The sequence below is a fragment of the Streptomyces sp. NPDC056600 genome (assembly GCF_042792855.1).
GTDB lineage: Bacteria > Actinomycetota > Actinomycetes > Streptomycetales > Streptomycetaceae > Streptomyces.
In genome coordinates, this window is sequence record NZ_JBHTVQ010000005.1 from 157,912 (window position 1) to 168,937 (window position 11,026).

Here is an 11,026-nt window from a genome sequence, read left to right on the forward strand (position 1 = left end):
CGGCGCCCTGCGGCCTGCGGCGGCCGAGGTGTTCGCCATCCTGGACGGCACCCTGCTTCTGTCGATCGCATGGCGGCCGACCTCACCTGCTGCTCCGGCAAGCACCAGCGCCGCGGCATGAACGTCCTGGTCATCGCCAGTTCCTTCGGACGCCAGGTCCGAGCCTCACCCGCACTGCCGGGCAACTGTCCACGACTGCCACGGCCAGGTGTAGCACGGAATCCGGTGGTGTGGCACGGCCCTGGCATCAACAATCAGCGGATGCATGAAGTGAGGCTGTCCGACGGGACCATCACCCTGTCCCCCCTGCGGGTGGACGATGTCGAGGCGCACCTCGCCGGGGAGGACGAACTACTCGTTCGCTGGCTCAACGGTGGTCCCGGTACGCGGGAGGGCGTTGAAGCGTATGTCCGTCACTGCCGGGACCAGTGGGCCACCGCCGGGCCACTCCGCGCGTTCGGTATCCGGACGGGTGCAGACGAGGTGCTTGCGGGCACGGTCGATCTACGGTTCGCAGGACCAGGTCTGGCGCCCGGCCAGGTGAATGTCGCCTACGGCCTCTACCCGTCATGGCGAGGGCGTGGCCTGGCCACTCGCGCGGTCCTCCTGGTATCCCGGTACGCGGCGAGGGAGGGCGGGGCGGAGGCGGTGATCCAGGTGGAACCGGAGAATCCCGCATCCGCCGCAGTCGCACAGCGCGCGGGGTTCACCCTCTGCGAACCGACGCGCCGCACGAACGACACACGCTTCGACTGGTACATCCGGGACCTGCACGACCTCGCCCGGCGACAACCAACAGGTACGTGAGAGCCCTTAGGACCATGCAACAAGATCGCGTACGAGCTTGGTGGGAAACAATCGGGAGTGGGATTGCAGTGAGCGCGAAGTCCGAGACGTCGAGTTGGGTTCACGAGTACGAGCAGGCGTACACGCACCCTGATGCCACGCCACGCCGCACATGCCCCAGTTGCGGCATGAGGGATCTCCAGATGATCTTCATCGTCGACGACATGAGGGACGACTCTGGCATGTCGGTGTTCTGGTGCAATTCCTGCCTCAGCGGCCTTGGGCCAAATCGCGCACCACTGCCGCCCGCAGGGAGAAGGGTCCTGAGAGGTTCCGAGACAGTTCCCAACTTTCGACTGGTGGCCGGCTCCGCTATGGAATAGAAAGACTGACTCCTCCTACGCAAACACCATTGCGACACCACCCACATCCCCGACATCGTCAAGCCGCCTCGACCGCGCCCCTCACAGCCTCGGCCAAAGATCGACAAGGTCTGCGCGCGGCGTGGGCAAGGAGCGTGCCGACACCACGCCAAGGGAGCGCACCGTGGCAGAAGTCAAAGTCACCTACGACAAATCCGTCAACGCGGCGTACGTGTATTTCACGGAGCCGCACGCCCGAGTGAACTCCGTGCGTATGTACCCCTGCGACCCTGTGAGCATCGATGGCATGATCAACCTCGACTTCGACGAGGAGGGCCGCCTCATCGGAATCGAGGTGCTGGCGGCCAGTGCGAAACTGCCCAACTACCTGCTCGATTCCGCCGAGCGGTTGGACGCCGAAGATGCATAAAAAGTCATCTCAATTGGTCTACCGCAGCCCGAATACGATGGCGTTGGATTGGGCAGGGACGCATGATCACGTCATGACGTCTTCTGCTTCCTTCCGGAACCCGACCAACTGGCCCGACGGCTTATATGAGCTGGCGATCGAGATCGGGGCGACCGATGATGCCCGATTCCAGGACGTCCTGACAGCGCTGTGGGCTGTGGCTGGCGTCGAGGGATGCTTCGGCCGGAGGGACCCGAGCCTGAGGAGCAGGCCCCGGTGCCGTGCACAGTCGGCTCTCTGGCCGAGTACGGCCACCTTCATGGTTAGGTTCGTCTGCCGACGAATCAGCTGGTCGTGTGTGGTTGTGTCGCCATCCGTGGCGGCGATGACAGCAGCGACTGGCTGGACTTCTATGTTCCGGTCGGCGCGCTGGACAATGCCGGCCTCGCCTACTGGGACGGCCGGCCCTTCTTCAGATCCGACGTGATGGACGACTGGCTGGCTGCCATCGGCAGCGAGACGTTCACCAGAGCCGCCTTCAGTTTGGGGGTCGTCGGGTTCGAGGTCTCTGGCTGCGCGGACGTCGGAACATTGGCAGGGCAGATGCCGCAGGAACGGGGCGTTGGATACTTGCTTCCCGTAGGTGGCGTCCTGCATTACGGAGCCGTCAACGCCTGAGCGCTCGCGCGACTGCTCCCAGACTCGAGTCTGCAGAAGCGCGGTAGTCGTATCCCTAGCCCGCGTGGAGCTTGCCGGGCCCTCGTCGGCGCGGTCCTCAGCGGGACCGGCTCGGAGGGATGCCCTTCACGAGCGGAGTCAGGGCCTGACTGTCGTGGACTTTGGCGCCGGAGATACCGAGGGAAAGGGGCCGACGGGTCCGCTCGGTGAGCTGGATCTTCGAGCCGTACTTACCCGGTCGACAGGAAAGGTCCCCCTTTTCAGGGCCCTTGACCGACTTGATTGCGCACCGCGACCAGTCCAGGTCACCGCGGGCGCCCAGTTCGTCAAAGACCAGACGGTGGAGCTTGGCCCACACCCGGGCCCTGGTCCACAACGAGGCCGAGGGGGCAGCTGCTGCCACGTGCAGCCTGAGGTCGCCACGAACACGATCGCGTCCAGGACCTTACGGTCGCCGTGGCGACGCCGGCCACCATCCTGGGGCCGCGACGATGCCCCCGGGACCACGCGCTGGAACAACTCCCACAGCTCATCCGGCACCAGCCGCTCAACAATTCCCAGGTTGAGAGGCTACCGGCCGTTGGGAAAGGCCCGCGGTCAGCGGCCCAAACGGCGCTGATTGTCGAAGCGAAGCAGCACCCGTACAAGACGCCACGCTCCGGCCGACGCTCCGAGCAGGGCGCCACCGGTCAACACGCGCCTCTCTGCCGAACCAGAGAGGTCAAGGGGCAGGGTGAGAACCCAGGAGATGACAAAAATCAACCCAGCCAGTGCGGCCGCAGTCACCAGGGCGAAGACGATCTCCACCGTCATAGCGTCCTTTTCCCATCGCGACTCACGCCCCATGTCCATGCTGCAAGTCTCACATCGCGGTCAAGCCACCGCGGATACGCTGACCGGACTCTCACGGCAACTCGACCACCAATTGAGATGACTCCTAAGACCGTGTCCTACGTGGTGAGGCGGACGTTGACCCGGCATGGGGTGGGGAACGTGGAGCTGGATCGTGCCGGACGGCTTGTGGGAGATCGCCAAGCCGCTGATTCCGGAGTATCGGACGCGGCCGCAGGGCGGCGGAACGCAGAACGCGCCTGATGAGACGGTGTTCGCGGCCATCGTCTACGTGCTGGTCAGCGGGTGCGCCTGACGGTCGTCGCCGCCCTGTTTCGGGATATCGAAGTCCACCGTCCACCGCCGGTTCCTGATCTGGTCGAGAGCGGGCGTCTGGGGCCGACTGCACCAAGCCGTGCTGCATCTCCTGGACGACGCCGAGCTCTTGGACGTCTCCCGCGTCGTCCTTGACACTGCCCACGTCAGGGCTAAAAAGGGGGCGAACACACAGGTCCGAGCCCCGTGGACCGGGGCAAGCCGGGTTCCAAGATGCACGTCCTGTCTGACGCGAACGGCCTGCCCGTCCTTGTCGGCGTCTCCGCCGGCAACGTCCACGACAGCGAAGGACTGAAGCCGATGGTGGAGGGTCACCAAACGAGACACGACCCCCACCGCGGCCGCCACTTCAAACCCCAACGCCTCCACGCCGACAAAGCCTACGACCGGGCTGATCTGCGCAGATGGCTGCGTGGAAAGCGGATCGCCCGCAAAGGAATCGAGTCCAGCGAACGATTAGGGCGCCGCAGATGGGTCGTCGAGCGGACTATGTCCTGGCTGTCCGGCTACCGACGCCTCAGCCCACGCTACGAACGCGACCCCCGCAACTACCTGGGCTTCCTCGGCCTCGCCGCCGCCCTCTGCTGCTACAAGCGGCTCGTCCGCCTCACCACATAGGACACGGTCTAAAGCAGGACACCAGGATGGTGCGGCCACCCACCTGGCCTCGGCGCCGGTTGACTGACGGCATACGGTTCCGCGTTCGGACCGGTGTCCGTGATGGTGTGCCTGCTGTCGCGTACGGACCCCGGAGCCGTGTCCACGCCCTGTTCGGGCGGTGGCAGCGGAACAGCACCTGGCGGCACTCCCTCACCCAACCCCAGTGCACCGTGAGTCGCCACGCCATACAACATGTTGGCGGCCGACTACGAGGCGACCGCCCTCACCGGCCCGCGACGAATGACTGTGATCAGGTCGTTCAAGACTCATAAGGCCCGCCGCGGAAGTACATACTCCGGTGCGCTCGGGGACGGTCACCGCGCTCATGGGCGGCATCGGAGCGGTCGGCGGGCGCCCTCCGTTCGGCCAGCGTACGCAGCGTCTCCAAGCCGGCCAGAGCCTCCGCGCGATTGTCCGACGCCTTCATCCAGGCAGGCAGTCGAGCGAACATCGACATCGTCGGCCGAGCTCCACCACGCTCCCGCAATCGCGCCGGGACATAGGCGGACAGCTCGTCCACGTGTTTCTCGTTGTAGGCCCACAAGACATGACCGGCGCATCGGGTCTGCAGCCAAAGCGGCCGCCGGAAGAACGGATCCTCACTTCCGCCCAGCACCGCGCCGACCAGCCCAGCCCCCTGTGCCTCAGGTTTCCATTCGGCGACTGCACCGCACTCGCCGCAGACCAGGCGACGCGGCTGGAAAAGGAGCTCACTGAAGTATCCGGGATCAGGAAGGCCAGGCTGGGGGATCACGAGAGCCCGTCCTCCGCATCGCGGACAGACCACAAGCATCCGATCCGCGAAGCGAGCCAACCAGCCTCCCGCGTCGTAGTGACGAGCGAGAACACCGCGCGGCTCGGAATCCATGCCGGACAGCATCGCAGGTGTGCGGTGCCGGCAGTTGCGCCGGATGCTCACGCATGCCCTGCCCCACAGACCGCTACCCGCGCTGCAGATACAGGGCTATGCCATGCCTCGCAGCCACCGCACGATCTTCGAGAGTCCATTCAACCGCTGATCATCTCGGGGTGGTCGCATCCCTCGGGCGCCGCACCGGGTCGTTACACGTCCGGGTCCGGCAGGCGGGCGAACGGGCGGCACCATGGACATGATATTGCGAAAGGCCTGGTCAGAGACGTCCGGCGTGGGCGGCATCACGTCGCTGAGTATCAGCACTTCGGAGCCGTCCTCGCCGCGTAGGTCGGGATGAAGGCCATTGCTGAAGAAAGTGATGCCCTCAGGGTGATGCTGCATCTCGAGGACACTACGGACGCCGTCGAATTCGACGACCACGCTCGTGCCGGCCGGAACGGTGTGCTCTGTCGCCCAGGGCTCAAAGCAGAGCCAGACGTCCCGTTCCTCAGCCCGGACGGTCAGGCGTGAGGTCGTGCCGAGGCGCGCGGCAGGCTGATCGCTACTCATTCGTTCCCCTCAGCATGACCGAGGCCTTGAGCGCCGGCTGGTCAGCAACGGTAGTCGACGGCTTGGCACTCCGGCTCGAGGTCGTGATCGTCATGGTTGTGGGCGGCTGCGCCCTCGCCCGGCGGCACGGTTCCATCCGGGCGAACCGGCCCGCCACCTTGCCCATGAGGCCGTCGAATGCAGATTGTCACTGGGCAAGGTTTACGCTGTGGCCCGCGGCCACCGGCTGATCCTTCGTTTGCCGGCACGACTCACGACGATCAACGGTGGCTGCTCTCGGAGGAGACCGACCTCACTCAGCACGATCAAGGCCGGAGTCGGACCGGCTCTCCGCTGTCAGAGCGGTGGCAGCACGCAGCACGATCAGGGCGACGGAGGCCAGGGTGAGGACGGCCGCCGGAGACGCGCCCTTGCGGTCGCCGACACGCAGATGGAAGACGACCGCCCCGGCGAAATAGAGCGTCAGGCCGATCGCGGCGGCGATTCCGACGGGTCCCCACCAGAGTCCGGCGATCACACCGGCCGCGCCCGCGATCTGAGCGCCGATCAGGAGAGCCATCATGCTCTGCGGCACTCCGAGGGTGGACATCTGCTCGGTGATGTGCCGCGTCCGCAGAGACTTGGCGCCGGCCGATATCAGGAGAAGCGCCGACATGCACACGGTGACGACAGCAAGAGAGACGAACATGGCTGAAACCTCAATCATGAGAGATGCGAGCAAGGGGCGTCCGCACCTCGATGACGATAGGCGGCCATCAGGTACCTCAAGGTAACCTTCGGGGCGTGAGCCTGCGACCCGGAGTTGCCTTCCTCGCCGACTGTCCCGCTCTCCTGGCCATGGAGATCATCGCCAGCAAGTGGTCCATGGTCACGCTCTTCGCGCTCACCGACGGCCTGTTGCGCCACGGCGAGTTGGTCGAGCTGAGCGGTGACATTTCGCGCAAGGTGCTGACCCAGACCTTGCGGCGGCTCCAAGCCAACGGGCTCGTCGAGCGGCACGCGTACGCCGAGGCGCCGCCGCGCGTGGAGTACAGCCTGACCGATCTCGGGCGCACCCTGGAGGAGCCCATCAGGATGCTCACCGCATGGGCGCGGGAGAACGGCGAGGCGGTCGTCACCTTCCGAGAAGCAGGCGAGGCTGCCAGGGCCGTCGAGGCGGATCAGGCAGCCCCGGTGAAGACCCCTCCTGTTGATGCGAACCCGCGCCGTTTCTGATCATGGGAACAGGCTGAACCCGCAAGACCCCGCCCGGCACCGGAGACTTGGCCCCCCTCGTGATCGGGGCGCTCTTGTATGAAGCCAACATTGACCGTCACCTCAGGGTCAAGGCCCTGGTCCTGACGGGCAACGACGGGTCGCTCCGCTGATCCGCCGGACAGGCCCGAGGCCCGCAGGTTCTTCGACAGGTACATCGTGGCCACCTCGTAGCCGCTGCTCCGGTACAGGGCTGTCGCTCCGGCGTTGTCCCCGACGAGTTCAGGTTGAGGGAGTTGCGGCCCTCGGCGGGGCGGTGGCACCTGTTCACGCGTGGTGGGAGGAAATCCGTTGTCGCCGCGCCGCGCTGCGGGGCTACCGTTCGCACGCCCGGCGACCCCGTGAGGAGATATTCGTGGCCTCCCCTCCCCCACCCGCGTCTCGCACGACCGCGCTGTGGCGGGACGCGGACTTCCGGCGGCTCTGGTTCGGGCAGAGCGCCTCGCAACTGGGCGAGCACACCGGCCTTGTGGTCCTGCCGCTCCTCGCCGTCCTGACGCTCGATGTCGACGCGGGCTGGCTGGGCGTCCTGCGCGCGGTGGGGCAGGCTCCGGTGCTGTTGCTCTCGCTGTTGGTCGGCGCCTGGGTCGACAGGTGGCGGACTCTCACGGTCCTGGTGGTGGCGGACGCCGGCCGGGCGGTGGTGCTCGGCGTGGCGGCCGTGGCCTGCGCGTTCGGCCTCCTCGGCCTGCCCGCCCTGCTGGTGGCAGCGTTCGCCGCCGGGGCGCTGTCCGTGTTCTTCGACGTGGCGTATCAGGCATCCCTGGTGCGGCTGGTGGCGCGTGATCAGTTGCTGCGGGGCAACAGCGCCCTGGAGGGCAGCCGGTCCGCCGCGCAGATCGGCGGGCCCGCTCTCGGCGGCGCGCTGGTCTCCGCGTTCTCGGCGGCGGTCGGCGTCGCGGCGGGAGCGGCGTTCTTCGTGCTGTCCTTCGTCTCGGTCCGGCGGATCCGCCGACGTGAAGCGGTTCCCGGGCGTGCGGGAGGACCTGGCCGGGTGGGGCTCCGCATCCGGGAGGGGGTGCGTTTCGTGGCGGGCGATCCCGCGCTGCGGACCGTGGGCCTCGCGTCGGCCGCCTTCCAGCTCTTCCTGGCCGCTTCGATGACGGTGTACCTGGTCCTCCTGCCCCGTGAGCTGCACCTGTCCGGAGCGGCCGTCGGGCTGGCGCTCGCGGCGACAGGGCCCGGCGCGCTCGTCGGTTCGCTGCTCGCCGCCCGTCTGCCGGGCCGGTTCGGTCATGGGACGGTGCTGGTCTGCGGGGCGCTGGTCGGCGACGGCGTGATGCTCTGCGTGCCCGCGCTGCACGGCCCGACCCCACTGGTGGTCGCCGCTCTCGTGGCGGTCAACTTCCTGTTCGGCGCGGGCGGGCAACTGGTCAACGTCACGGTGATGGCGGTCAGGCAGGCGCTCACGCCGGACGGGATGCAGGGGCGGGTGGCCGCGACAATCACCTTCGCCGGGATGGGGACCGCTCCGCTGGGGTCCCTGTTCGGCGGCTTCCTCGCCCAGTCGTGGGGGCTGCGTCCCGCGCTGTTCGCCGCGGCCGCGGGCATGCTGCTGTCACCGGTGCTGATGGCGCTGTCCCCATTGGCACGACTGGGGCGCACGTTGCCGGGGCCGGGCCTCCCGCTGCCCGGTCCGAACCTCCCGCCGGTGGGGCCCGGCAACCCGGCGGGCACCGGGAACGGCGGTGCCACGGCGAAGACGCCGGAGGCAGCTGAGGACCAAGGTCCGGGCCCGGACGTCACCGCCGCGGCGCGGCGACGGCCACCCGGGCCGGGCGGCGGCCCAAAGGTACGGTGACGCGCCAACGCGTCGCACCCCCCGGCCGCCACCCGGCAGCCGGCCCTGGCGAGGCACCACGACGGCCGGCAGCACCCCGCCCCGCCCCTGCCGCCCCCGGCGAGGTCACCGCGTGAACCGGCGGCGTGCGGCAAGGACCGGCCGCGCGGACGTGCACGCGAACGCGAACCGGGCGGCGGGCGCCCGGCCCGCCCCCGCCACCCGCCTCAGACGGCGGGAACCGCGTCGGCGTTGCCGTAGTAGGCGCCGGGACCGTGCTTGCGGGTGTAGTGGCGCTCCAGGAGGTGCGGCGGCGGCTCGGAGGGGTCGCCCAGGCGGGCGCCGAGGGCGAGGGTGTGCAGGGCCATCTCGGCGACGGCCTCGCAGACGACGGCGTTCTCCAGGGAAGCGGTGGCCGTCGGGCCCCAGGTGAAGGGGCCGTGGCGGGACACCAGCGCGCCGGGGACCTCCTCGGCCCGCCGCGGGTCGGACCGGAGCATCTGGACGATGACCTGCCCCGTGTTGAACTCGTAGTCGCTGGCGCACTGTTCGGGGGTCAGGTCCTCGGTGACCGGGACCGGGCCGTTGAAGGTGTCGGCGTGGGTGGTGCCCAGGACGGGGATGGACCGCCGGGCCTGCGCGAAGGCGACGGCGTGGGTGGAGTGCGTGTGGGTGACGCCGCCGATGAACGGGAAGGCCAGGTAGAGGCACCGGTGGGTCTCGGTGTCGGTGGAGGGCCTGAGGGCGCCCTCGACGACCCGACCGTCGTCGAGGGCCACCACGACCAGGTCCTCCTCGGTGAGGTCGGCGTAGGAGACCCCGGACGGCTTGATGACGAAGACTCCCGCTTCCCTGTCCACGCCGCTCACGTTCCCCCAGGTGAGGGTCGCGAGGCCGGCCTCGGGGATGCGGAGGTTGGCCGCCAGGACCTCTCGACGCAGGCTCCTGAGGGGCGTTGCGTTCACTGCGCTCTCACCGTCCTTCCGGGTTTCGGCGGCCCGGACGCCGTGAGTGTTCTCGCGGAAAGCGGCCGCCGTTGTGGGTGGGCCCCAGAATTGTGAGCGCTAACATGGCGCCGACTCAAGGGCGAGGACGAAGTTGCGGTGTTCGAAGAAGAGGTTGGCTGCGATCATGATGTGAGCGCTCGCATCGGGCGCGCACAGGATGGGCCACGGGCCGGCCCGCAGCAAGGGTGCTCCGCGCGCGCGGGGCGGCGCACCCGGGCGGGCCGCCCATCGAGGAGGGAAGAGGATTGATCCAGCAACCGGACGGCTCCAAGGCGCCCACGATGGCGGACGTCGCCCGGGTCGCCGGCGTGTCGCACCAGACGGTCTCGCGCGTGCTCAGCGGACACCCGAACGTGAGCGCCAGGACCCGCGCCGTGGTGACGGAGGTCGTCGAGCGACTGGGTTACCGACGCAACTCGGCGGCCCGGGCCCTCGCGACGCGGCGGACGCACACGCTCGGCGTCATCGCGGTGAACACCACGCTGCACGGCCCCGCCAGCACGCTCGCCGGGGTGCAGGAGGCCGCGCGCGAGCGGGGGTACCTGACCTCCGCCGTCACCCTGCGGGCGGCCACCGAGGAGGCGCTCACCGAGGCGGTGCAGCACCTGGCGGGATGGGGCGTGGAGGGGATAGTCGCCATCACCCCCTGGCGCGACGCCGTGCGGGCGCTCGCGGCGCTGGAGGCCCCGTGCCCTGTGGTCACCGTGGAGGGCGGCCACGACCTGGACCTGCCCGGGGTCTCGCTGGATCAGCACCTGGGCGCCCGCATGATCACCGAGCACCTGCTGACGACCGGGCACTCCACCGTCTGGCACGTGGCCGGACCCGCGGACTGGCTGGAGAGCGAGGCGCGCACCGCCGGGTGGGAGGCGGCGCTGCGGGACGCCGGCGTGGAGGCGCCGCCGCTGCTGCGGGGGGACTGGAGCCCGCTGTCCGGCTACCAGGCGGGCCAGCAGCTCGCGGGCCGGGTGCTGGCCTCCTCCGGGCGGGCGGGCGGCCTCACGGCGGTGTTCGTCGCCAACGACCAGATGGCGCTGGGGGTGCTGCGGGCATTCCGCGAGGCGGGGCTGCGCACCCCGGCGGACGTGGCGGTCGCCGGGTTCGACGACATCCCCGAGGCCGAGTTCTTCCCCCCGCCGCTGACCACGGTGCGCCAGGACTTCGCCTCCCTGGGGCGGAGCAGCATCGGTCTGCTGCTGGAGTACATCGAGGGGACGGCGGAGGGGGTCGCCCACTACACCCTGGCCCCTGAGCTGATCGTGCGGGCCAGCACGGCGCGACGCGAGCCTCCGCGCGACTGAGACGGCCGAGGCGACTCGCGGCCGAGGCGGCCGGGCGACTCACGGCCGAGGCGACTCGCGACTGAGGCGGCCGAGGCGCCCGGAGCGGTCGCAGCGGACGAGGAGACCGAGCAGACCAAGGCGCCGTCGGCGGCCGAGCCCAACCGGGGTGACCGACGCCGCCGGGCGCCGGTCCGCGGCCACCGCGGTGGCGTGCGGA

General features: G+C 69.1%; 10 protein-coding genes and 2 pseudogenes. 7 read left to right on the top strand and 5 right to left on the bottom strand.

The features are described 5' to 3' along the window. Positions 1-69 precede the first annotated feature (69 nt). The 3 genes from ACFRAV_RS04755 (at position 70) to ACFRAV_RS04765 (ending at position 2,235) form a co-directional block, all read left to right on the top strand. A complete protein-coding gene (locus ACFRAV_RS04755) occupies positions 70-807 on the top strand; it encodes a GNAT family N-acetyltransferase (RefSeq protein WP_382551648.1) in 738 nt (245 codons plus the stop codon). Between the two features lie 483 nt (positions 808-1,290). Then, a complete protein-coding gene (locus ACFRAV_RS04760) occupies positions 1,291-1,578 on the top strand; it encodes a DUF2283 domain-containing protein (RefSeq protein WP_382551649.1) in 288 nt (95 codons plus the stop codon). 333 nt (positions 1,579-1,911) lie between these two features. Beyond that, complete coding sequence (locus tag ACFRAV_RS04765; RefSeq protein ID WP_382551650.1) at positions 1,912-2,235, top strand: hypothetical protein; 324 nt, start codon at positions 1,912-1,914, stop codon at positions 2,233-2,235. A gap of 100 nt (positions 2,236-2,335) precedes the next feature. Here ACFRAV_RS04765 and ACFRAV_RS04770 read toward each other — a convergent pair. Next, positions 2,336-2,796, bottom strand: a pseudogene (locus ACFRAV_RS04770) (transposase); the annotation flags it as partial. Positions 2,797-2,832: 36 nt separating this feature from the next. Continuing rightward, a complete protein-coding gene (locus tag ACFRAV_RS04775) occupies positions 2,833-3,087 on the bottom strand; it encodes a DUF6332 family protein (RefSeq protein ID WP_382551652.1) in 255 nt (84 codons plus the stop codon). Positions 3,088-3,214: 127 nt separating this feature from the next. Here ACFRAV_RS04775 and ACFRAV_RS04780 point away from each other — a divergent pair. After that, a pseudogene (locus ACFRAV_RS04780) lies at positions 3,215-4,020 on the top strand (IS5 family transposase). Positions 4,021-5,026: 1,006 nt separating this feature from the next. Here the strand turns inward: ACFRAV_RS04780 and ACFRAV_RS04785 are convergent. Continuing rightward, complete coding sequence (locus ACFRAV_RS04785) at positions 5,027-5,485, bottom strand: hypothetical protein (RefSeq protein ID WP_382551653.1); 459 nt, start codon at positions 5,483-5,485, stop codon at positions 5,027-5,029. 292 nt (positions 5,486-5,777) lie between these two features. Continuing rightward, positions 5,778-6,206 carry a DoxX family protein gene (locus ACFRAV_RS04790; protein WP_382551654.1) on the bottom strand — a complete coding sequence of 143 codons (429 nt, stop codon included), beginning with the start codon at positions 6,204-6,206 and terminating at the stop codon, positions 5,778-5,780. 17 nt (positions 6,207-6,223) lie between these two features. Here ACFRAV_RS04790 and ACFRAV_RS04795 point away from each other — a divergent pair, with 17 nt between their 5' ends. After that, positions 6,224-6,700 (top strand): winged helix-turn-helix transcriptional regulator, encoded by a 477-nt coding sequence (locus ACFRAV_RS04795; RefSeq protein WP_382551656.1) that lies wholly within the window; start codon positions 6,224-6,226, stop codon positions 6,698-6,700. 394 nt (positions 6,701-7,094) lie between these two features. Continuing rightward, the gene (locus ACFRAV_RS04800) at positions 7,095-8,540 is read left to right on the top strand and encodes an MFS transporter (RefSeq protein ID WP_382551657.1); all 1,446 of its coding nucleotides are present in this window, start codon (positions 7,095-7,097) and stop codon (positions 8,538-8,540) included. Between the two features lie 206 nt (positions 8,541-8,746). On the opposite strand, the gene araD is transcribed toward ACFRAV_RS04800, so the two are convergent. Continuing rightward, positions 8,747-9,484: an L-ribulose-5-phosphate 4-epimerase AraD gene (araD, locus tag ACFRAV_RS04805; RefSeq protein WP_382551659.1), complete on the bottom strand. Its 738-nt coding sequence runs from the start codon at positions 9,482-9,484 to the stop codon at positions 8,747-8,749. Positions 9,485-9,807: 323 nt separating this feature from the next. Here araD and ACFRAV_RS04810 point away from each other — a divergent pair, with 323 nt between their 5' ends. Beyond that, positions 9,808-10,827, top strand: coding sequence for a LacI family DNA-binding transcriptional regulator (locus ACFRAV_RS04810; protein WP_382551665.1), 1,020 nt, complete (start codon positions 9,808-9,810; stop codon positions 10,825-10,827). Positions 10,828-11,026 lie beyond the last annotated feature (199 nt).